At 61.0% G+C, this 22,378-nt stretch carries 17 protein-coding genes, 1 pseudogene and 1 riboswitch; of the genes and pseudogenes, 5 read left to right on the top strand and 13 right to left on the bottom strand.

The annotated features are described in order from the left end of the window. Nucleotides 1-12 precede the first annotated feature (12 nt). From HYX42_RS22420 to HYX42_RS22390, 7 genes are all read right to left on the bottom strand, one after another. Nucleotides 13-645: a PilX N-terminal domain-containing pilus assembly protein gene (locus tag HYX42_RS22420; RefSeq protein ID WP_293407429.1), complete on the bottom strand. Its 633-nt coding sequence runs from the start codon at nucleotides 643-645 to the stop codon at nucleotides 13-15. Nucleotides 646-666: 21 nt separating this feature from the next. Further along, entirely contained in the window at nucleotides 667-1,683 is a 1,017-nt protein-coding gene (locus HYX42_RS22415; RefSeq protein WP_293407428.1) for a PilW family protein, read from the bottom strand. 11 nt (nucleotides 1,684-1,694) lie between these two features. Continuing rightward, the gene (gene pilV / locus HYX42_RS22410; protein WP_293407426.1) at nucleotides 1,695-2,258 is read right to left on the bottom strand and encodes a type IV pilus modification protein PilV; all 564 of its coding nucleotides are present in this window, start codon (nucleotides 2,256-2,258) and stop codon (nucleotides 1,695-1,697) included. Next, on the bottom strand, nucleotides 2,255-2,830 hold the full coding sequence (locus HYX42_RS22405; RefSeq protein WP_293407424.1) for a GspH/FimT family pseudopilin: 576 nt from the start codon (nucleotides 2,828-2,830) through the stop codon (nucleotides 2,255-2,257). Before HYX42_RS22405 ends, pilV begins: the two co-directional genes overlap by 4 nt. A 99-nt stretch (nucleotides 2,831-2,929) precedes the next feature. After that, on the bottom strand, nucleotides 2,930-3,379 hold the full coding sequence (nrdR, locus tag HYX42_RS22400; protein ID WP_293407422.1) for a transcriptional regulator NrdR: 450 nt from the start codon (nucleotides 3,377-3,379) through the stop codon (nucleotides 2,930-2,932). A 63-nt stretch (nucleotides 3,380-3,442) separates the two neighbouring features. Next, nucleotides 3,443-4,687 (bottom strand): serine hydroxymethyltransferase, encoded by a 1,245-nt coding sequence (glyA, locus tag HYX42_RS22395; RefSeq protein WP_293407420.1) that lies wholly within the window; start codon nucleotides 4,685-4,687, stop codon nucleotides 3,443-3,445. A 48-nt stretch (nucleotides 4,688-4,735) separates the two neighbouring features. Then, nucleotides 4,736-4,876: riboswitch (ZMP/ZTP riboswitch) on the bottom strand. Nucleotides 4,877-4,917: 41 nt separating this feature from the next. Continuing rightward, a complete protein-coding gene (locus HYX42_RS22390) occupies nucleotides 4,918-5,781 on the bottom strand; it encodes a lytic transglycosylase domain-containing protein (RefSeq protein WP_293407418.1) in 864 nt (287 codons plus the stop codon). An 805-nt stretch (nucleotides 5,782-6,586) separates the two neighbouring features. On the opposite strand from HYX42_RS22390, the gene HYX42_RS22385 reads away from it, so the two are divergent. The 3 genes and pseudogenes from HYX42_RS22385 (at nucleotide 6,587) to HYX42_RS22375 (ending at nucleotide 14,239) form a co-directional block, all read left to right on the top strand. Next, nucleotides 6,587-10,564 carry a DUF748 domain-containing protein gene (locus HYX42_RS22385; protein ID WP_293407416.1) on the top strand — a complete coding sequence of 1,326 codons (3,978 nt, stop codon included), beginning with the start codon at nucleotides 6,587-6,589 and terminating at the stop codon, nucleotides 10,562-10,564. 149 nt (nucleotides 10,565-10,713) lie between these two features. Continuing rightward, complete coding sequence (locus HYX42_RS22380) at nucleotides 10,714-13,557, top strand: DUF349 domain-containing protein (protein ID WP_293407414.1); 2,844 nt, start codon at nucleotides 10,714-10,716, stop codon at nucleotides 13,555-13,557. Continuing rightward, a pseudogene (locus tag HYX42_RS22375) lies at nucleotides 13,554-14,239 on the top strand (hemolysin III family protein). Before HYX42_RS22380 ends, HYX42_RS22375 begins: the two are co-directional and overlap by 4 nt. Nucleotides 14,240-14,643: 404 nt before the next feature. Here HYX42_RS22375 and HYX42_RS22370 read toward each other — a convergent pair. The 6 genes from HYX42_RS22370 to HYX42_RS22345 all read right to left on the bottom strand — a co-directional run bounded on the left by HYX42_RS22370 (nucleotide 14,644) and on the right by HYX42_RS22345 (nucleotide 20,057). Beyond that, nucleotides 14,644-15,444 (bottom strand): M90 family metallopeptidase, encoded by an 801-nt coding sequence (locus HYX42_RS22370; RefSeq protein ID WP_293407412.1) that lies wholly within the window; start codon nucleotides 15,442-15,444, stop codon nucleotides 14,644-14,646. Between the two features lie 58 nt (nucleotides 15,445-15,502). Further along, the gene (locus HYX42_RS22365; RefSeq protein ID WP_293407409.1) at nucleotides 15,503-16,291 is read right to left on the bottom strand and encodes a UDP-2,3-diacylglucosamine diphosphatase; all 789 of its coding nucleotides are present in this window, start codon (nucleotides 16,289-16,291) and stop codon (nucleotides 15,503-15,505) included. Nucleotides 16,292-16,317: 26 nt separating this feature from the next. After that, the gene (locus tag HYX42_RS22360; protein ID WP_293407407.1) at nucleotides 16,318-16,824 is read right to left on the bottom strand and encodes a peptidylprolyl isomerase; all 507 of its coding nucleotides are present in this window, start codon (nucleotides 16,822-16,824) and stop codon (nucleotides 16,318-16,320) included. 49 nt (nucleotides 16,825-16,873) lie between these two features. Next, nucleotides 16,874-17,581 (bottom strand): peptidylprolyl isomerase, encoded by a 708-nt coding sequence (locus HYX42_RS22355; RefSeq protein WP_293407405.1) that lies wholly within the window; start codon nucleotides 17,579-17,581, stop codon nucleotides 16,874-16,876. Further along, entirely contained in the window at nucleotides 17,581-18,918 is a 1,338-nt protein-coding gene (locus HYX42_RS22350) for a L,D-transpeptidase (RefSeq protein WP_293407403.1), read from the bottom strand. The genes HYX42_RS22355 and HYX42_RS22350 overlap by 1 nt, the downstream gene beginning before the upstream one ends. Nucleotides 18,919-18,989: 71 nt before the next feature. Continuing rightward, entirely contained in the window at nucleotides 18,990-20,057 is a 1,068-nt protein-coding gene (locus tag HYX42_RS22345; protein ID WP_293407401.1) for a tetratricopeptide repeat protein, read from the bottom strand. 240 nt (nucleotides 20,058-20,297) lie between these two features. Between HYX42_RS22345 and cysS the strand changes: the two genes are divergently transcribed. Then, on the top strand, nucleotides 20,298-21,686 hold the full coding sequence (cysS, locus tag HYX42_RS22340; RefSeq protein WP_293407399.1) for a cysteine--tRNA ligase: 1,389 nt from the start codon (nucleotides 20,298-20,300) through the stop codon (nucleotides 21,684-21,686). Further along, complete coding sequence (locus tag HYX42_RS22335; RefSeq protein WP_293407397.1) at nucleotides 21,683-22,360, top strand: DNA-3-methyladenine glycosylase 2 family protein; 678 nt, start codon at nucleotides 21,683-21,685, stop codon at nucleotides 22,358-22,360. The genes cysS and HYX42_RS22335 overlap by 4 nt, the downstream gene beginning before the upstream one ends. The last annotated feature ends 18 nt before the right edge of the window (nucleotides 22,361-22,378 follow it).

Genomic DNA, 22,378 nt, shown 5'->3' with positions numbered 1-22,378 from the left:
GCCGAGCGTTGCCTAATTGAATTCCAGTGTGGACTGCATCCACACCTCACTGCCTATGGGGCGGGTTCTGTTCGCGTCCGCCGCGGCGACTTCCGGGCCGAAGCCCCGGGCCGTGATGACAAAGTTTTTGGTGTGTCTGTCCGATGTGACGGGATTCAGTCGCTCGATCATGCACTCGGGTGGCCGGGCAAAAGTGGTCGTGATGCCGCCACGATTGACACTGGACAGGGGCACGACCAATATGCGGTCGGGGTTGCCCGACGAATTTGTATCCCAGTTGGCGGGTATCACGGATGTCGGCGTGCCTGTTACAGGCTCCTGCCAGTGGATATCCGTCATGGTGACGGTGGACGATCCGGGCGGTGAAAGTATGTAGGTGGGCGTCTGGACGCCGGTGGTGTAGGTCAGCCTTGAGATCAAACCTGCTTCACAGTAGCGTAATGCGGTTTCGGCCGACTGGGTTGCGAGTTGCGTCTGCCGCACCGCGGCATTGACCCCCTCGCTTGATGTTGCGTTGCGCACGCTCATGGCCGTCAGCAAGGAAATCACGACCAGCATGATCAGGGCCATGATGAGTACGATGCCCCGCTGGGCCTTGCTCTGCGCCTGCCCGCCTGGCGAGTGTTTCAATTTGCGTTTGTGCATGGTGTGATCGCTGACATCCGGCTACTGGTTACGCATGATGACGCTGGTGGTGTATGCCCGCCTCAAGCGCCTGTCCGCAGGGGTAACCAGTGTTCCATTGCAGTCGAGATACTGCGCCGATGCAATCGAGTCAGCCACCAGCCCTTCGCTGCGTGCCACGACGCAGATCCGTACGGTTTTTGCCGCATTCCATCGCAGGGGGGTGGCGCCGGCAGCACCAAGCGGACTGGGGTCGCCGAAATTTTCAACGTTGAATGCCGACAGATAACCAAGAACCATGGTAGCGGTATACGTCGGGGTGGCAGACAAATAAGCGAAAGTCGTGGTGATCGGATTGATCATGCCAAAGGTAAATTGCAGGTTTTCTATGTTTTCAACCAATGGTTGTGCATTGGCCGTCGCCTTGCCTTTGCAATACAGCGTCGGATTGGTGACATAAGTTGACGTGCCTATGTAGTACCGGTTTTCAGCTTCGTAAATATTGGGGCTGACCGTTGTGACACCATCTGATTTGAGGTAGTTCGGCACCGGTGACAGCGCCGTCAGGCCACTTCCCATGCAGTCGGTCGGTATGCCTGCACTTGTGGGAATAGTGTTGTAGCGGTCAGCCTCGTAGGCAATGGAAATCGAGTCCGGGCCTGTACTGCCGGCGGCATGGACACAGGTCAGGCCCGCGGTTGAGACCGCTGACGACGTGATGTTTGAAAAGGTGGTGTCACAGGCCCGTATGGCAAAGGCGTTGGTGACCGTGTTGTGCAGTGGTACGGAATTGCCTCGCAGGTTGGGGCTGCCGGCTACCGTCTGGGTCGATCTGTCCGACTGGGACGGGTTCACGCCAGCCATGCGTAACTGTTGTGAGAGTATGGTCAAGGCCGTCTGGCCGTCTTCATTCATGCGCCCGATGGCTTCCGCCGTGCGACCTGCTCCCGATGCGGCAAGGTAGGCGCTGATAACCGCAATCATGATGATCATGCCCAGCGTGAGCGAGATCATCAGCTCTATCAGAGTCAGACCCCTTTGGTGGGATCCCGGGAGCATGTGATGGCTCTTCATAGTTTGAATGGCATGTATACGCAGCGCGGAGCTGGAGACAGGCCCAGGGCTGTTATCGCGGCTGGACAGTTGTCACTGCCCGTACTCAGGGTTGCAATGCTGGAAGGTTCCTGCCAGATAACCCAGAGGTTGCCTTCGTTATTCGCGGCATCTGTTACCGCGATGGTGATTCCCGCAGGGGAAAGCTGCTGACTCAATTGCTGCTGGATGATGGCGATGTCCATATTGGCCATGGCTGTTTGCGTGCAACTGGGATAGCTGCATGTGCTGCCCGCAGGCAATGTCCCTGACGGCGTGAAACTTGTCGAAAAAGTTGCGGTGTTGTACGCCGTGAGCGAGAAGCTTGGGGTCTGTGTGGTCGGATTTGCCCGCATGCGGTCAATCATGTTGCTGGCGGTACTGACCGCAACCGAGCGATTTCCGGAAAACTTTGGCAAAAGGCTGGAGTAAGCCATCATGGCACCCATCGCAAGGAGACCCATGGACAATATCAGCATGGTCACCAGCACCTCAATGAGGGTTGCGCCACGCTGGCTTGGTAAGTTGGTTGAATGTGTCATTGATCCGTTGCAGCACTGCAGGAAGCAGTTCCGTCACCCGCTATTCGAACTCGTCCCGAGCCATTGACGCAGACGACCCGCTGACGTGTGTTCGGCATGTTGCTGCCAAATTGCAGTGACGTGGCCGACGTGAGGTTTTTCATGCGGCCTGTCGCGGTAAACTGGAATTTGGTGCTGCTGGCTTCCACGATTGAGTCGAGGTTGACAATCGGTCCCTGAACCTTGAGCAACTGGGCCTGGTCCCCGGCGCTGGTGTAGTTCTGGGAGCCATCACGGTCTTCGAAAATGATCCAGCCGCTGACCCAGCCGTTGTTTCCTGGTCCGGACCCGGTTCCGCAGGTAGGGGCTGCAGCTTCGGGGTCGTCGCTGCGACACATCACCACCGCACCGCCGCGCCTGACGGCCTCACTGCGCGCAAAACGTATGTCGGCCATGAAGGTGTTCACATTACTGGCCACCGAATTGGACTGGATCAACCCAATAATGCCAGGTGCTGCGAGCGCAGTCATGATGGCAATGATCGCCATCACTACCACCACTTCAAGCAGCGTGAATCCGCCGGGTTTATGCATGGCCCTGATTTTGCCCGTGCCCGGGTTGACCGACCAGCGTTGCAGACAGGCGGAACACCACAGACGACCAGTGGCGTTACAAATGTGGAATAGTTCCGCCTACCGCCGGACTTCGTCCACCAGGGTTTTGAACTCGTCGATATCCTCAAAACTGCGGTAAACGCTGGCGAAGCGGATGTAGGCGACCTTGTCGAGCTTCTTCAACTCGCGCATGACCAGCTCGCCAATGCGGTTTGACACCACCTCACGCACGCCCAGGCTCAGCAGTTTTTCTTCAATTCGCTCTATGGCCGAGTCAATCTGTTCGGTACTGACCGGACGCTTGCGCAAAGCCAGGTTCATGCTGCCGAGGATCTTGCTGCGTTTGTACTCGATGCGCCGACCGTCTTTTTTGACGATGGCCGGAAAGGTGACGTCAGGCCGCTCGTAGGTCGTGAAACGCTTTTCACACGCGCCGCACTGGCGGCGGCGGCGTATGAAGTCGGCGTCTTCCGACACCCGGGTTTCAACGACCTGGGTTTCGAGGTTGCCGCAAAAAGGGCATTTCATCCGGGCAATTCCGTGAATTCAATACCATGGCCTGAATGTCCGGAAATGCCCAAAACCGCTCCCTTATTTGTAGACCGGGAAGCGGGTGGTCAGAACCTTGACCTTCGCGCGCACGGCTTCAAGGTTTGCCGTGTCGCGCGGGTTGTCCAGCACGTCGGCAATCAGGTTGGCGGTGGCGCGGGCCTCTTCGTCTTTGAAGCCGCGAGTAGTCATGGCCGGGGTGCCTATGCGCACGCCACTGGTGACCATGGGCTTTTCGGGGTCGTTGGGGATCGCGTTCTTGTTGATGGTCATGTGGGCGCTGCCCAGCACAGCCTCGGCTTCCTTGCCGGTGATGCCCTTGGCGCGCAGATCAACCAGCATGACGTGCGATTCGGTACGGCCGCTGACGATGCGCAGGCCGCGCTGGATCAGGGTCTCGGCAACGATTTGCGCATTTTTCACGACCTGCTGCTGGTAGGTCTTGAACTCGGGGGCCATGGCCTCCTTGAAGGCCACAGCCTTGGCGGCGATCACGTGCATCAGCGGGCCGCCCTGCAGGCCGGGGAAGATGGCGCTGTTGATGGCTTTTTCGTGCTCGGCCTTCATCAAAATGATGCCGCCGCGCGGGCCGCGCAGGCTCTTGTGCGTGGTCGAGGTGACGATGTCGGCATGCGGCACCGGGTTGGGGTACACACCTGCAGCCACCAGGCCGGCGTAGTGGGCGATATCCACCATGAAGATTGCGCCGACGGCCTTGGCCACTTTTGCGAAACGTTCGAAATCGATGCGCAGGCTGTAGGCGGAGGCACCGGCAATGATCAGCTTTGGTTTGGACTCATGCGCCTTGCGTTCCATGGCGTCGTAGTCGATTTCTTCCTTGTCATTGAGACCATAACTCACGACATTGAACCACTTGCCGCTCATGTTCAGTGCCATGCCGTGGGTCAGGTGGCCGCCTTCGGCCAGGCTCATGCCCATGATGGTGTCGCCGGGTTTCAGGAAAGCCAGAAAGACGGCTTCGTTGGCGGATGCACCGCAATGCGGCTGCACGTTGGCGGCGTCGGCGCCAAAAATTTTCTTGATACGGTCAATCGCCAGCTGTTCGGCCACATCGACGAATTCGCAGCCACCGTAGTAGCGCTTGCCCGGGTAGCCTTCAGCGTATTTGTTGGTAAGTTGTGAGCCCTGCGCAGCCAGCACGGCTGGGGAGGCGTAGTTTTCGCTGGCAATCAGCTCGATATGGTGCTCTTGCCGGGCGTTTTCAGCCTGTATGGCGGCGAAGATTTCGGGGTCGGTTTGTTCAACCAGGATATTGCGGTCGTACATGGCAGTCCTTAAAGACGTGGTCCCTGTCAGTCATTGAAGCAATGAAACAAGGGCTGCCCAGGCGAACGGCTGAACGCTTCGGCCAAAAAAGGCCCCCGCGGTGCGCTTCCCAGTGGTGTCCCACGTCAGCATCAGGTCCTGCCAGAAGCTCTGGAGGCGCTGTGCCTATCGCCAGTTGCGCACGCCTCAAGTGTACCCGACCGGGAGGCCGGAGACCCCCAGGCGCCAGTTCAGGATTGGGCCAGTGCGGCGACTTTTTCGTCCGACTTGCGGTCTGCGGCGTCGGCTGGATCTGCCTTGGCGGGCACAGTCCTTGCCGGGGCTGCGTGGAAAGGCGAGAGGCCCTTGCCGCCGACAACCGCCTGAAGGCGTGCATGTTCTGCCATGACCTTGCCGGCGTAACCGCCGTCGTCATCCATGTTGCCAGCCCCCACGTAAAACTTGAGGCCGCCCTGAACCGAGCCGGCGCGGCTGATGCATTCCTGCAGCACCTTCACGCCCACCCGCAGGTTGGTCACGGGGTCAAATGCAGCCAGCTTGCCGCCAAAGTTTTCGTATTTGTCGTGATGCACCTTGGTCATGACCTGCATCAGGCCCTGGGCGCCTACCGGGCTTTGGGCAAAAGGGTTAAAGCCCGATTCGATGGCCATGATGGCGAGGATCAGCGTCGGGTCCAGCCTGGCTTTCTGGCCGATTTCGAATGCTTCTGACACCAGCACGCTCAGGGGCTCGGGCGCCACGCCGTACTTGCGGCTGAGCCAGTAGGCGAGGGCGGCCTGCTGTTTTGGCAGGTCTTTGGGGTTGGACGCGGTGGCGCGGTCTATCGCATCGGGCTCGGTGAAGCCGATCACGGCCTCCTGCCGTGCCTGCAGCCAGGTGATCAGTTTGCTTTCACCAGCCTGGCGGAGGTCCGGGCGGGCGATCAGTGTGATCACTGCAAAAACGACGGCCAGGCCCAGCAGGGCAAAGCCGTTGTGTGTGATTTCGAAAAAGCCCTGAGCGATGTCGTCGGCAATGCTGGCCGCACTGCTTTGAACGTTTTTCAGGTGTGCCTCAAGGCGAAGCCTCAGGCGGGAATTTACTGGCGCTGTCATAGCACTCCTTCTCTACTGCCCAGTCGGTTCCGTTGTGGGTCGGAGCCTTTGGGCCTGGATTGGGTCGCCATCAAACCAGGTTGTGCCGTGTTGGCCCTTGCTGTGTTGACCCTTGGTTTGACGTTGCCTGCTTCAAAATGAGCGGGGCAGCGGGTTCGGGTTGTCCCTTGGTTTTTGGGACTGGCGGAATTTTATGGGCTTGTTTAATAACCTGTCAATAATAAGTAACTGGTTCTTTATATTAAAAATAGCCATAAAAACCATGGATTTCGACCCGTGCAGCTAAAATCAAGGTCTTACGGCGTCTTTTTGATAGATTGCTCTAAGTCAAGTTGCGGCATTGACCTACAAGTTACGAACTCCGTTGATGCGATCAGCGGCGGCACACGGCTGGTTTTTTACCCAGTACTCCCCTCGCGGCAATCACAGCGGCTGCTGTGATTTAAAAGTTTTCCTTGTGCGCACAGCGCTACAGGTTTAATCTGCACCTTGTCCGAGTCATCGGACTCTACCGGGTAACCAACCCCGGCAAACCTGGAGGTAATCACTTGCCTTCAATCGCACTGGGGACGATTCATCTCTCCTGCTGCGAAAACCCTGACGGCATGAGCTTTATAGCCCGCCGCCAACCCCGGACAGTCAAGCTGGCCGGGGTTTTTGCTTTGGGCCTGCCGAATTACAGGGGCACTGCCACGGCGCGGCATTATGTATGGCCCCCTTTGTGCCAACTGGTGCAGCCCGGCAATGCGCATGAATCTTGAGGCAGGTCATTGACCTTTGCCTTGCCTCGTTCAAGACTCGGGGTATGACGATTCCTGACACCGCGATAAAAACAATGGACAAGTGGCTGGCAAGGGGCAAACAGCTTCCTTCCGCAGCAGTGGGGGTGGCGAGCTCGCCCAAATGGCAGCGACGCGCTGCGTGGTTTGCCGGCGGTGTGCTGCTGTTTTGGGCCCTGGCCTATGCCTTCGTGCCCGGCATCGCCAAAAGCCAGATCGAAAAAATCGCTTCTGACAAGCTGGGTCGTCAGGTGACGGTGGGCTCCATAGACTTCAAACCCTGGTCGCTGGAGCTCACGGTCAACGACCTGGCCATCGCCAGGCGTCAGGCTACCAATGGGGTAGCGGGAGGGACTGCCCAACCGGGTTCCCCCCAGAAAACCGCCCAACTGGGCATCAAGCGCATATATATAGATGGTGAGTTGCAGTCCCTGCTGCGGCTGGCGCCCGTGGCCGATGCGATTGAGGTGGATGGGCCAGCCCTGGCGCTTACCCATTTTGGCGAAGGGCGCTACGACATTGACGACATCCTGGAGCGCCTGAAGCCCGCAGCAGACGCGCCTCCCGCAGGCGACCCGCAGCGTTTTGCGCTTTACAACATCGTCATCAGGGGCGGCCAGCTCGATTTTGACGACCAGTCCGTCCGCAGGTTGCATGAGTTGCGGGCGCTGGACCTGTCGGTTCCCTTTCTCAGCAACCTCAATTCCCAGCGCGATGTCAAAACCGCGCCGCGCCTGGCTTTCAAACTCAATGGCAGCAGTTTTGATACCGCTGCTGAAGGCACACCGTTCGCCCAGACCCACAAGACCGACGCCACCTTCAAGCTGAGCAGTTTCGACCTGACCCCTTACCTCGGCTATGTGCCTGCAGGCCTGCCTTTCAGGCTGCAAAGCGCTGTGCTCAATGCTGATACCAAGGTCTCATTTGAGCAAAACCCGGGCGCAGTCGTGAAGGTATCCGGTCTGCTGACTGCCGACAAGGTTCGTTTGCTGGGCACGGCCATCAGCCCGGTTTCGGGCAAGCCCGGCGCTGGAGCCACGGCCGGGAAAACCAGCCAGGAAGTACTGGCGTTTGAGCAGTTGCGCATCACCATGGATGACGTGCAGCCCCTCGCGCAGTCCGTGAAGCTGTCAAAAGTGGAGCTGCTGTCGCCTGTCTTGAGTGTGTCGCGTGATCGCGCGGGCCGGCTCAACCTGTTGCCGGTGGATGCTGGCAAGCCGGCCAGTGCTGACTCAAAAGGCAGCCCGGCGGCCCCAGCTGCGCCAAAAGTGGCGACCGCACCCGCACCCGCAGCCACAAACCCCTGGAAGGTACAGGTCGCCAGCGTGGCGGTACGCGATGGCCGCGTCAACTGGCTGGACGAAACCCTGGCCTCGCCCGCGCAGGTCAGGCTGGCTGGTGTGGCGCTGGACGCCTCGGCTATTGCCTGGCCCTTCGCGGCAGGTTCGCCATTGCAGTTCAGCGGTTCACTCGGGCTTGATGCCGCCCCTGCCGCACCCGTAGCGGCTGCTTCGGGCAAACAGACGCCTGCCAAAACCGCGACACCTGCACCGCCCGCCCGGCTCGCTTTCAGTGGCACAGCCACCGACCAGTCCGCCCAGGTCACTGCCACGCTCGCGGCATGGCCGTTGAACATGGCTTCCAAATACATAGGCCAGTTCCTGTTGCCTGCTCTCGGTGGTCAGCTTGATGCACAACTCGGGTTCAACTGGCAGGCAGCCGGCCCCGGCAAGACGCCGACCCTGCAGGTCACCGCGCCGCAACTCGCGGTAAGCGACATCCTGCTGGCCGAGGGAAAGGTGTCGCTGGTTTCGGTCAAGCGGGTGGATGTAGCCGGTGTGGATATTGACGTAACAGGCCAAAGCTTCAAGGCTGCGAAGATGCAGCTCACCCAGCCCAGGGCCCTGGTTGACCGCGATGCAGAAAAACGCTGGATGTACGAACGCTGGCTGGTCGGCAGCCGTGCGCCCACTGCACCTGTACCGGCCCCCACGACGGCTGCGAGCAAGGCCGCTGCGCCATCCTGGGCCGTGGCCGTGGGTGATGTGGTTGTCGAGGGTGGCAGCATGTCTTTCTCGGACAGGGCCGGCGCCAAACCTGTTGTGTTTGAGGTCAGTGCCTTCAATGCGCAACTGGGTGGGCTGGTGCTTGACGACCGGGCATCTTCAAAAGCAGCCGCGACAAAGCTCATGCCGCTCAAGGCTTCGCTGCGCCTGGCGACAGGGCGCTTTGAGCCCGGCAAGCTCAGCTTTAACGGCAATCTGGGTCTGGCGCCCATACAGGCGCAGGGCCAGGTGCTGGCCGAGCGCCTGCCCGCACAGGCTTTCGAACCTTACTTCGCAGACATCCTCAATATAGAACTGCTGCGGGCTGATGCCAGCTTCAGGGGGCGCGTGGTTTATCGTCAGATGCCGGCGGGCCCGCAGGCGCAGGTCAATGGCAACTTTGCGATTGAAGAAATGAAGGCCAATACCCTTGCACCCAGCGAAGACCTGCTGGCGTGGAAGGCGCTTAACCTGCGCGGCCTGAATGTCGCGCTTGAGCCGGGCAAGGCCACGCGCATCGATGTGAAAGAGACGGTGTTGCAGGACTTTTTTGCACGGGTGATCGTGCTGCCGGAAGGGCGCATCAACCTGCAGGACCTGGTGAAGTCCTCCTCGTCCGGGACAGTGCCCGGGGCCGCGTCAGCCCCGGGCACGGCGACCTTCGCGCCGACCGCAGCAGCAGTGGCCCCCCCAACAAATTCAGCAACTGCAACGACCGCCCAGACAGCCCTTCCTGCAGCGCAAGCCGGGCCAGCGCCCATCATCAACTTCGGCCCCATCAGCATGGTCAACGGCAAGGTGCTGTTCTCGGACCGCTTTGTCAAACCCAATTACTCGGCCAACCTCAGTGACCTGACCGGCAAGCTCAGTGCGTTTTCGTCCGTGCCGGCAGGCTCGGCCAGTGTGCCCAATATGGCTGATCTTGAACTGCGGGGCAGGGCAGAAGGCACGGCCTCGCTCGAAATCCTCGGCAAGCTCAACCCATTGGTCAAGCCGATTGCACTCGACATCACCGGCAAGGTGCGCGATCTTGAACTTCCGCCGCTGTCGCCGTACTCGGTCAAATACTCGGGCTACGGCATCAACCGCGGCAAGCTCAGTGTCGATGTGAAGTACCAGGTGCAGCCTGACGGCAAACTCACAGCCAGCAACAAGGTCATCCTGAGCCAGCTCAGTTTTGGCGACAAGGTTGAAGGCTCCACCGCCAGCCTGCCGGTCAAGCTGGCCGTCGCGCTGCTGGCTGACCGCAATGGCGTGATCGACATTGACCTGCCCATCAGCGGCTCTCTCAACGACCCGCAGTTCAGCCTCGGTCCCATCATCATCAAGGTCATCCTCAACGTGATCGTCAAGGCCATTACCGCGCCCTTCAGCTTGCTCGCCAGTGCGTTTGGCGGCGGGGGGGATGAGCTCGGCAACGTTGCCTTCGCGCCCGGCAGCGCGCGGCTTCAACCCGATGCGCAGGCGGGTCTCGACAAGGTGGCCAAGGCGCTTGAAGACCGGCCGTCGCTCAGGCTCACGGTGGTAGGCACCAGCAACCTCGATGCTGAACGTGAGGGCTTCAAGCGCGCAAGGCTTGACCAGCTGGTGCGTGCAGAAAAGCGCCGCAGCGTGGTCAAGGAGGGCGGTGCTGCAACGGTGAGCGTCACAGTCAGCCCGGCTGAGTACCCCACATTGCTCAAGGAGGTTTACAAACATGCCGACATGTCCAAGCCGCGCAACCTCGTCGGCATGGCCAAAGACCTGCCCGTGCCGGAGATGGAGAACCTGTTGCTGGCCGACATCAAGGTCACTGAGGACACCATGCGCGAGCTGGCTGTGCAGCGCGGCGTGGTGGTCAAGGACTACCTGGCGGCCAAAAACCTGCCCACCGACAGGCTGTTTCTGGGGGCCTCAAAAACAGTGCCGCCAGACGCCAAATGGACGCCCCGGGCCGAGCTGGTACTGGCCATTCCTTAAATCAGCGAAAATACGGGTATTGGCGTCATAAATCATTTTCGGCGCCCATCGCCTCATCCACAGATCTGCAGACGGCAACGGCCACAAGGCCGTCGCTTGCAGCTGTTTTTTCCGAACCTGTTGAACCCTTTTTAATGCTGCGCTTTCCCATGTCCAAACCATCCCAAAACGAAACCTCCGCAGCGCCTGCCGCCAAAACCAAAGGTGCAGATGCCCATCCACTCGACGGCCTGACCGGCGGGGCATTTTCTGCACCCACCTCGGGCGAACGTGCTGCGCGCATCCGCACCTGGCTGGCGACCGAGCCGACCGCAGAGCAGATGGCTGATGTCTACAAAGACCTGGCCAACCGCGACAAGGGCGCAGCCAAGCCGCTGAAGGAAAAGCTCGACGAGCTCAAACGCAGCAAGGGCCAGGAAGCCGTTGCCGCCGAGTGGGCCCAAAAAGCGCAGGCCTTGCTGGCCACCTCAAAACTCAACCTGGCTGACGCACTTGCATGGCAGCGCGATGCGGCCAAGGCCGGTGCGCCTTTGTCGAAAGAGCCGCTGGCAGGCTTCAAGGCGCAACTGGCCGAACGCATCAAGACGATTGAAGACCTGCAGCACCGCACCCAGGTGCAGCGCGAAGCCGCCGTGCTGCTGGCCCAGCGCACCGAGGTGCTGTCGCTCAAGCCCTGGCGTGATGCAGAAGCCGCGCTTGAGTCATTGCGTGGTGATGTCACCCACTGGCAAGGCCAGGCCGACGAGATCACTCAGGACGCCAACTGGGCCAGCGTTGACGCCAAGTTTCCGCTGCTGCTCGACGCCTCGCGTGCGCAGCTGCTCGCCGTGTGGGAAGCCTTTCAGGGCGCGATTGCCGTTGCCGTCAAGGCGGCAGACGATGCAGCAGCTCCTTTGCCTGCCGTGCCGGTGTGGGCTGATGAGTTGCGCGTTGCCCGGGGTGTTGCGCCGCTTGCGTCGGCTGAGCAGGGCGGCCGTGCGCCCAAGACCAAACTTGACCCGGCCGTGCTCAAGGACATGCGTGAGAAATCTTCTGCCATCGTGCAGCAGGCCGTTGCCAACCTGGAGCGTGAAGTCGCTGAAGGCCACGGCAAGGCCACGCCCAGGGTCGCAGCCGAACTGCGCCAGGCCCTGAAAGAAAACATCCGCAACATCGACAGCAAGCTCGAAGCCGCCGCACATGCCGCGCTGACGGCTGCCGGTGAACTTGAAGGCTGGCAGCGCTGGCGTGCCGACCAGATTCGTGAAGAACTGGTTGTGAAGGCAGAAGCACTGGTGGCCAAGCCCATGGGCGGCCGCAAGCAGCAGGATACCCTGCGCCATATGCGCGAACAATGGAAGACCAGCGACCAGGGCGGCACGCCCAACCATGCGCTGTGGAAGCGTTTCGACGACGCCTGCAACGAGGCGCACAAGGTTGTTGAGACCTGGCTGGAAACCGTCAAGGAACAGACCGAAGCCACCAAGGCACAGCGCAAGACGCTGATCGACGAAGTGCTGGCCTGGGCTGAAGCCAACAAGGGCAACACCGACTGGAAGATGCACATCCGCAGCCTGAACGGTTTTGTTGAGAAATGGCGTGAAGCCGGTCACCTGAGCGAAAAGGCCTTTGCAGAAATCCAGCCGCAGTGGAAAGCCGCGATGGAAACCGCCGATGCGGCCCTCACCACTGCCCGCAACGAAAGCCTGGCACGCCGCAGGGCCATGATTGAAGAAGCGACTGTGCTGGGCGCAGAACCCATGCTGCGTATTGATGCCGTCAAGTCGCTGCAGCAGCGCTGGCAGCATGAGGCGCAGGGCGTGCCTATCGAGCGCAAGCAGGAACAAAAACTGTGGGACGCCTTCCGCAAGCCGATTGACGACGCTTTCCAGCGCAAGACGGCAGAGCGCGAGAAGGCCGCATCTGCACTGGGTGAATACGACCGCATGGTGCTTGAAGCATCGAAGGCAGTCGCCGCCGCAACCGCCAGTGGCGATGCGCAGCAGATTCATGCCGCAGCCAAGGCGCTTGAGGCCATCGTGTCCGGCAAGGTGCCTGTACCCGCACCTGCAGCACCAGTAGTTGCGCCTGCCGCGTCGCCTGCGCCAGCCGCATCGGGTGTAGCCGATGACTTCCCATCTGTCGAAGCAGTACTTGCCGCTGGTGATGCGCCTGCTGACGCGCCAGCTGAAGAGTCCGCACCACCCGTGCTTGAAGTAGCCGCCGATGCCGCCGCTGAAGATTTTGCTGAAGCCGGCCAGCCCGCCAACCCCGACCCGGTCACTGCCGAGCCTGCACCCGCACCCAAGGCACCGCCCAAGCCCGTAGTCGCCATGCGCGGTGATGACCGGCCAGGTGCGCGCAGGCCAGAGGCCGCGCCCGCAGGCCGTGGCGGCAAGTTCGGTGACCGCAAGGATTCACGCGGCCCGGGCGGCAAGCCCGGCGGCCCGCGCCAGAGCACCGACAACAAGTTTGAGCCGTACCGTGCCGACCGCGAAGAGCGGGGCCCGCGTGGTGCAGACCGCAACGCACGCCCCGCGTTTGAAGAGCGCGGCCCGCGCCTCGGTGATGCCGCCTTCCGCGCCCAGCGCGAGGCTTTTGAAGCCGCCAACATGGCGCTCAAAAAGCTCGCCATGCAGGCCCACGGCGAAGTGCTGACCAACCTGCTGACCGCATGGGAAAAGCGCGACCCCGAACAGCTGCCCAGCGCCCAGGACCTCGGCAAGGTTGTCACGCCCGCAGTGCGCAACAGCTGGGTCAAGGCCGTCAGCACGCCGTCCGGCAAGGATGCATCAGAAGCCCTGCTGCGCATGGAAATCGCAGCCGAGCTGCCAACCCCCGCCGAGCACATCAGTGCGCGCCGCATGTTGCAGCTTCAGCTGCTGACCAAACGCAACGCGCCGGCACCGACGGAAACCTGGGGTGAAGACGCCGCACAGGTACTGGCCGGTGAGTTTGACGCCGCCAAGGCGCGTCGTGTTCAGAACGCATTGAAGGCACTGCTCAAACGATGAGCAGCATTCCTGCAGCTCAACCCGCGAGTGTTGCGCTGCATGAAGAGCGTCCGCAAACGCTCGGTGAGGAGATTGCCAACAGCATCAGCCACGGCGTGGCGCTGCTGGCCGCTCTTGTTGCCGCGCCTTTCCTCATCGTGTCTGCCATGCGCCAGGGCGACACCATAGACATTGCAGCCACCGTGGTGTTTGCCGCCAGCATGGTGGCTCTTTATGCCGCGTCCATGCTGTACCACGCGCTGCCCATGCGGGCCAGCCGTGCCAAGGGCGTGTTCCAGGTGCTCGACCACAGCGCCATTTACCTGCTGATCGCAGGCACCTACACACCCTTCACGCTGGGCGTTTTGCGCGGCCCCTGGGGCTGGACTTTGTTTGGCCTGGTCTGGGCCATGGCGCTGGCGGGTGTGGCCGTCAAGGCCTTTGCCGGCATTCGCTGGCCCCGGCTTTCAACCATTCTGTATCTGGCCATGGGCTGGATCGCCGTCATCGCCATCAAGCCCATGTGGGAACTGATTCCCGCCTGGGGCCTGTTCTGGCTGGTGGCCGGCGGCCTGTCGTACACCGCAGGCGTCGCGTTTTTTGCGACCGACGGCAAAGTGCGCTACGGCCACTTCATCTGCACATCTTTGTGGCCACCGGCACCGCCTGCCACTGCATCGCCGTGTTTTATTACGCGGGTTGAGCGGGCCAAGGCCGAGGGCGGCAAGGCCTGACGGTTGCCCGGGGTGCTGGGCAGAAAATTAACGTAGGTGTTAAAAATTTAACGTGCACGTTAAAAAATGCTGAAAAGTTAACTTCCATATTAACTTTTCAGGATTTCAGCCTGTTTTGGCCCTCCAAAACACGCCAAAAACATCGAAAAAGGGCCTTTTTGGGGCATAAAAACGGCTGCAAGCCAATAGATACGCACGTGATCAGCTATTAAATATGTAGCAATTCCGGGTCATCGCGCGGCTTCGAGCAGCGCTGCCATGCCTGTGAAGCCCAGCTTGTGAGCCTGATTTGCCAATGGCATGGGCCTGCAGGCAGGCGTCTGCCCAAAGTGACTGGCGCTGACTCAAACACGAACGGGGCAGAGAATGGGGGTTACCGTGCCCCGGGCCTGAAGAAGCCGTCAAACAGCGGGGTGAGCGCGGGGAACTCTTGCGTGAAGCGATGGCGGTTGACAAAGTAGGCTTCTGACGCGACGGCAAAAAACTCGACCGGCGACTGCGCGCCATAGGCATCCAGCCAGGGTGCTTCAGCCCCAAACCGCTCATGCATGGCCACGCTTTCGCGAAAGGCTGCAAAGCTCGCCTGCATGGTCTGCTGCCATGCCGTCTTTGCCGCGCGCGAGGGCAGGGGCGGGCAACCGTTGGCGTGGCCGTCGCGCATGTCCAGCTTGTGTACAAATTCGTGAATGACGACGTTGTGGCCGCGCTCTGCCAGCTCGGCAGAGCCTGCCACGCCACCCGTGACATCTTCCCAGCTCAGGGTGACGGGGCCCATCTCCATCGCCTCGCCGGCCAGCACCTCGCTATAGTGGTGCACCACACCTGCTGCATCGGTGGTCTGGCGGCGTGCCAGCATGGCGCCGGGGTGAACCACGATGCCCCTGAAGTCGTCGTAATACTTCAGGCCCAGATGCAGCACCGGCAGGCAGGCCTGCGCGGCGATGGCGACTGCCATGGCGTCGGTGACTTCAAGCCCGTGCGCGCCTGTGAACTCCTTGTGGGCGAGGAAGCTGGCGCTCAACTGCCGCAGCCGGAGTTGCTGGGGTTGCATCAGCGCAGCCAGAAATGGATAGGCGCGCAATGTGTCATCCCACAGGGCATCGGGGATGGCCGGCGGCTCGCGCCTGAGCAGGGCTGTGATTCTGGAAAGGTGATGTTGCAGCCGGTCGAACATGGCTTTAGCTGGGGAGCCCGTGCCCGATTTGCAAGGCGGAGGCGGCGGTCAAGCGCATTTACGCCAGCGGTATGCGCTGCAGGCCGTGTGCAGACAGACGCAGAACTTCCGCACGCGGCGGTGCTGCTGCCAGGTCCCAGTCAGACAGCACCACGCGGTTCATGCCGCTGCCCAGGTCATGCACTGCCGGCTTGTGGGTGTGGCCGTGAATCAGCGTCTGGGCGTGCGCTGCCTGCAGCCAGGTGCGCGTGGCGGCCGTGTCGAGGTCGGCATAGGTGGCGCCGGATGCCTTGCGGGCTTCGCTCTGCGTGCGCAGGCTGCGCGCTATCTCCTGCCGCTCAGCCAGGGGTTTGGCCAGAAAGGCCTGCTGCCATTGAACGCTGCGCACCTGCTCACGAAACACCATGTAGTCGGCATCTTCAAGGCACAGCGCATCGCCGTGTGACAGCAGCCAGCGGTGCCTGTTGAAAACCAGCACGGTGGGGTCGGCCAGCAATGTGGCATTGCAAAGGTCCATCAGGCCCTGGCCGACCAGGAAATCGCGGTTGCCGTGCATGAAGTAGACGGGAAGCCGGCCAGCCGTGTCGCCCAGCACATGGGCGCAGCGGTCTTCAAAGCTGGCGGCGGTGATGGAAATGTCGTCATTCACGGCATCGTCGCCGACCCACACTTCAAACAGGTCGCCAAGGATGAACACGGCGTCTGCAGGGGTGGTCTGCATGTAGTGCTGCCAGGCGGCAAAGGTGGCGGGTTCGCTGGCGTGCAGATGCAGGTCTGAAATGAAATCGACCGTGCGCCAGTCTTGTGGAGCATTGAGCTCTGCAATCTGGGGCACGGCCTCGGCCATGACGGCGGACGGAAAAGAAGAAAGAGTTACAGGGCCACAGCCTTTTCAATGATCACGTCGGTCTGCGGCACATCACCGTGGCCGCCCTTGTTGCCGGTCTTCACGCCTTCAATCTTGTCGACAACGTCGGTGCCCGACACCACCTTGCCGAACACGGCATAACCCCAGCCGGAGCCGTTGGGCGCGGTGTGGTTCAGGAAGTTGTTGTTCGATGCATTGATGAAGAACTGTGCGCTGGCCGAGTGTGGTGCGTTGGTGCGGGCCATGGCGACGGTGTACTTGTCGTTCTTCAGGCCGTTGGTGGCCTCGTTTTCGATCTCGCCATCGGTGGGCTTTTGTTTCATGCCGGGTTCAAAGCCGCCGCCCTGGATCATGAAGCCGGGAATCACGCGGTGGAACACGACGTTGCTGTAGTGGCCCTTGTTGACGTAGCTCAGGAAGTTGGCAACGGTCTTGGGCGCCTTGGCCGCGTCGAGTTCCAGCGTGATGACGCCGTAATCCTTGATGTGGAGTTCTACTTGTGGGTTGCTCATGATGGTCCTGGATGAGAGTGGTTAATGAAGTGACTGGCAGTTTGGGGTATCAGCTGACCAGCGCGGCCGACTTGATGATGACGGGCGTTTTCGGTACATCGGACGCGAAAGGTCCGCCCGGGCCGGTGGGCGTACCCTTGATTTTTTCGACCACGTCCATGCCGCTCACAATTTTGCCGAACACGGTGTAGCCAAAGAGCTGCGGGTTGTTGACCAGCTGCGAACGCGGGATGTTTTCATAGGTGCGGCCCTGGAATTCGAATTTGGGCACAGGGTCGCCCGGCGGGATGACGGTCGGGTTCAGGAACTCGTTGTCCTTCACGTTGATAAAGAACTGCGCCGATGCAGAGTTGGGGTCATTGGTGCGGGCCATGGCCACTGTGCCAACGACATTTTTTGCGCCGCCTTTGGCCAGCGCTTCGCGGCCTTCGTGTGCAACGGGTGGGCGGGTTTTCTTCTCGGCGTAGGTCGCGTCGTAACCGCCGCCCTGAACCATGAAGTTGCTGATCACGCGGTGGAAGATGGTGCCATCGTAGTGCTTGTCCTTGACGTATTGCAGGAAGTTGGCCACCGTTTTGGGGGCCTTGTCGGGGTAGACCTCCATGACGAAGTCGCCTTCGGTGGTCACAAACTTCACTTTCTGAGCCGCCTGGGCAAAAGCACCTGAAGAGGCGAGGCTGAGTGCGGCGAAGGCAAACCCTGCGATGGCAAGACTGGCGCGCCGGCTGGCGGAGGCAAGAGATGGGGCTGTTGTCATCAGACGTTTCCTTCGTAGAAAATTTTCCACTGGTTGCCGCTGCGGCTCCAGTACTGGCGTTTGGTCCGACCGGTTTTGGCGCCCTGGACGAGTTCGGCAAAGGTTACCACCATGGTGTCGGTGGTGTCCGTCCAGCGCAGGTAGGACACATCCTTGAGCAGGATTTCCTTGCCGCCCAGTTTCTCGACTTCGCTGCGCAGGGTGGGCGTCCAGTCGGTCAGGGTCTTGCCGTTGGTGGTGAAAAAGTCGGGCGCGTACCAGCTGGCGACCTTGGCGAAGTCACCGCTGGACTTGGCGGTGTGCCAGCCCTTGAGGGCATCTTCAAACGGTTTGCTGTCGGCTTTTGCGGTTTGCGGGGCCACCCATTTGAGGCTTTGGGCGATCACCACCGGCGTGGTGCGAATCTCGACCGTGTTGATGATGCGTTCAAGGTCGGGATTGGCCAGCACCACGCAGCCGTCGGTGGCCAGTGGTGCGCGTGAATATTGTGAGGGTGGTGTGCCGTGCAGCCAGATGCCGCCGCCGGTCTTGCCGCGCTTGATGTCCAGCTGGTTGGGGTAGTTGACCGGCAACGCACCCGAACCGTAAAAATCCTTCAGGGATTTCGGGTCGAGGTTGCTGGTGATGAAGTAAACGCCCAGCGGTGTGCGCAGGTCGCCTTCCACCTTCTTTTCAATGCCGGACTTGCCGACCGAGATGTAGTAGTCAGCCAGCAGCTTCATGCCTGTGGCGGTGTTTTCAAACAGGTAGAGCCGCGATCTGGATGCATCGACGGCAATGGCGTGTTTGTTGACACTTGAGAGCGCCATGAACTGCGACGGAACCAGCCCGGGCGCCGGGCGTTCGCGCAGGGCGCGCAGGCGCAGCAGCGATTCATCGCGCAGCTCGGCGAGTGCCGGGCCAGCCGCTTTTGCAGTGGTGTCGGGCACATCGCCGATGGCGCGCACCGGGCGCAACTGTGCGGACAGCAGGTCGCCATAAACCAGCTGGGCCAGCTGGAAAGTAGGGTGGTCGCGCACCAGCACTTCGGCCTTGCCCAGTGCTTCGCGCGTTTTGGCCTGGCCAATCAGTTTGTAGATGTCGATGAGCCGGGCTTCGGCTTCACCATCGCGGACCACAGCCTTGGGGACGACCGGGGCGCGTGCAGCCTTCGCCTGTCTGGCCTTGCGTTCGGCACGCGCGGCCTTGCGGCTTTCAGACGCGGCGGCCCGCTCGGCCTTTGTGCGCTTTTCTTTTTTGGCGTAGGCGAGCGGCGATGCCAGCGCCAGCGCCAGCACAAGCGAGGCCCAGAAAAAGACGTGCGATGCCTTTTTTAACTGTGTGGAAAAAGGGTTCAATCGGAAAAGATGCTCAAGGTTGACACGCAGCCTGCTGTGGCCATGAAGTCATGTGACCCACCGCAACCGGATTAGTTTCCGGTCGATTCCCGGACGATGACCCAACGCTCGCCGGCCTTGACCAGGTCCAGCGTCTTGCGGCTGGACACATTCAGGGAGTCGGCACTGTAAGCCTGCCTGAATTTGGCGGTGGCCTTGCTGCCATCGACGGCCACGGAAAGGTTGTCGAGCTTGACCGTGATACGCGACTTGCCGACGATGCGGGCGCGGCGGTCTTCTTCCCAGGCTTTGCGGCTCTCGCCCTTTGGCGGCGCAAAGTCCTTGCCGTAGCTGCCGAGGTAGCCGGTCATGTCCTTGGCCGCCCAGGCTGCGGCCCAGTTGCGAACAGCAGTCTCGACATCTTTTTCTGCGCCGCTGGGGGCTGCAGCGGCGGGTGGTGGTGGTGCTGCAGGTGCCGCTGCGGCCGGGGCCGGGGCGGGTTTGGCTGCCGCAGGTGCGGCAGGCGCTGGCGCCGCAGGTGCTGCTGCGACCACGGGGGCCTTTGCTGCAGCTGCTGCAGCCTGCGCGCCGGTTGCCGGCTTCTGGCCCCTGGCTTCAGGTGCAAACAGGGTGCGGATCAGCGCCAGCTTGGGCTGCACGCCGGTGTTGCCGCTATCGAGCTGCAATGCCTTGCTGTAGGCCTGGCTGGCCAGCTTGGCGTAGACATCGCCGAGGTTTTCATGGGCGGTGGCGTAGCTCGGGTTGGTGCGGATGGCCATTTCAAGTGCGGCGCGGGCCTTGTCGAACTGGCTCTGGCCGGCATACAGCACCGCGAGGTTGTTGTAGGGCTCTGGCAGTTCGGGGTAATCCTGGGTGATCTGGGTAAAGGTGGTGATGGCGTCGCCCGGTTTGCCGGCTTCGGTCTGGATCACACCCTTGATAAAGCGCATTTGCGGGTCACGCGGTTTGCCCGACAGGTACTGGTCGGCTTTGGCCTGGGCTTCTGCAAACTTGCCGGCCCGAATCAGCGCGTTCACATCCGTGTATTCGTCGGCGTAAGCTGCCGTGACCGACAGGCCAAAAGCCAGCAAAAGCACGCGCATGAGGCCGGAAAGACCGGCTGCGGCGGATGGTTGCGGACGGGATGCTGGATTAAACATAAGGCCTCTGCAATTTTTGTGCTTTTGACGGGTGAAGCGGGCTGGATATACTGGCGGATTGTAGCTGAGGGGTATAGTTCATTAGCGTTCGAAGTATCCGTTTTACAGGTGCCCGGGCGCTTTTCCCGTAGTTCTACAACCCGCTTTTTATACCTGCTTTCCACCCGCCACGGCCAGTGAAACAGTGGTTTTTACAAACCCTTTTGACCGCTCCAGGGCTGCCACGTACCCAACCCATTCATGAGTCTCCGGATTTACAACACGCTCAAGCGTGACGTGGAAACGTTTTCACCGCTTGTCCCAGGCCATGTGCGCATGTACGTCTGCGGCATGACCGTGTACGACCTCTGCCACCTGGGGCATGCGCGCGCCATGGTTGCGTTTGACGTCGTGCAGCGATGGCTCAAAACCAGTGGTTTCAAGGTGACCTATGTGCGCAATGTCACCGATATTGACGACAAGATCATCCGGCGCGCAGTCGAGAACGGCGAAACCATACGCTCGCTGACCGACCGCATGGTCCAGGCCCTGCACCAGGACGCCGATGCCCTGGGCATTGAACGTCCGACCCATGAACCGCGCGCCACTGAATACGTGCCGCAGATGCTCAGCCTCATTGGCCAGCTTGAAAAAAAGGGCCTGGCGTATCAGGCAAAGGAAGGAACCGGCGCTGGCGATGTCAATTACGCCGTTCGTAAATTCAGCGGCTACGGCAAGCTGTCGGGCAAGTCGCTGGACGAACTGCGTGCCGGCGAGCGTGTGGATGTACTGGATGGCAAGGACGACCCGCTGGACTTTGTGCTCTGGAAAAGCGCAAAACCGGCCGAGCCCGACGACGCCAAGTGGCCCAGCGCCTACGGCCCGGGCCGCCCCGGCTGGCATATTGAATGCTCCGCCATGGCCTGTGAGTTGCTGGGCGAATCCTTCGACATTCACGGCGGCGGTGCAGACCTGCAGTTCCCGCACCATGAAAACGAGATTGCGCAGTCTGAGGGTGCGTTTGGCAAGCCGCTGGCCGGCACATGGATGCACAACGGTTTTGTGCGGGTTGACAACGAGAAGATGTCCAAATCGCTGGGCAACTTCTTCACCATCCGCGAGATCCTGCAGAAATACGATGCGGAGACGGTGCGTTTTTTCATCCTGCGCGCCCACTACCGCAGCCCGCTCAATTACAGCGACGCGCATCTTGACGATGCCCGCAATTCCCTGAAACGTCTTTACACCGCACTGGCGCTGGTGGCACCGGCCGGTACGGGCATCGACTGGAGCAACACGTTTGCCGCGCGCTTCAAGGCAGCGATGGATGAAGACTTTGGCACGCCCGAAGCCATGGCGGTTTTGTTTGAGCTGGCCGGTGAAGTAAACAGAACCGCGTCTGCCGAAACGGCTGCATTGCTCAAGGGCCTGGGTGGCTGCCTGGGTTTGCTGCAAAACGAACCTGGCGCCTATCTTCAGGCCGGTGCAGGCCTGGACGAGGCCAGCATACAGGCCCTGATTGCGCAGCGCGCCCAGGCCAAGGCCGCAAAAGACTTTGCACTGGCCGACAAGATTCGTACCGATTTGCTGGCGCAAGGCATTGTGCTCAAGGATTCGCCTGCCGGGACGACCTGGGAAGCCGCGTCATGAAAAAGACGGTGAATGCAGAGCCGGAAGACCTGGGGCCGGTAAATTCCACGCCGGAGTACTGGGCCGACGCCTGCAGGCACCTGACCAAAAAAGACCGTGTCATGAAACGGCTGATTCCGCAGTTTGGCGATGCCTGCCTGCAGTCGCGGGGCGACGCTTTCAGCACGCTGGCGCGAAGCATTGTGGGGCAGCAGATTTCTGTCAAGGCGGCGCAATCCGTATGGCACAGGTTTGTGGCCCTGCCACGCAAGATGACACCTGCCAATGTGCTCAAGCTGAAAGTCGACGACATGCGCGCCGCCGGCCTGAGCGCACGCAAGGTCGAGTACCTCGTTGACCTGTCCATACACTTTGACGCCGGCACGGTGCATGTGAAGGACTGGGCCGCGATGGACGACGAGGCCATCATTGAAGAACTGGTGGCCATCCGTGGCATTGGCCGCTGGACGGCCGAGATGTTTTTGATCTTCTACCTGCGCCGGCCCAATGTGCTGCCGCTGGATGATGTGGGCCTGATTGCCGGCATCAGCAAAAGCTATTTCTCGGGCGAAGCTGTGAGCCGCAGCGATGCGCGCGAGGTGGCCGCCGCCTGGGCACCTTATTGCAGTGTTGCAACTTGGTATATTTGGCGCTCGCTCGACCCCTTGCCCGTGCCGGGCGCCGAGCCGACCTGATTTTGAAGCCTTGAAGCT

The sequence above is a fragment of the Polaromonas sp. genome (genome assembly GCF_016185115.1).
Classification (GTDB): Bacteria; Pseudomonadota; Gammaproteobacteria; order Burkholderiales; family Burkholderiaceae_C; genus Polaromonas.
Note: the sequence above shows the minus strand (reverse complement) of the source record. Positions and strands in the feature narration are given on the sequence as shown.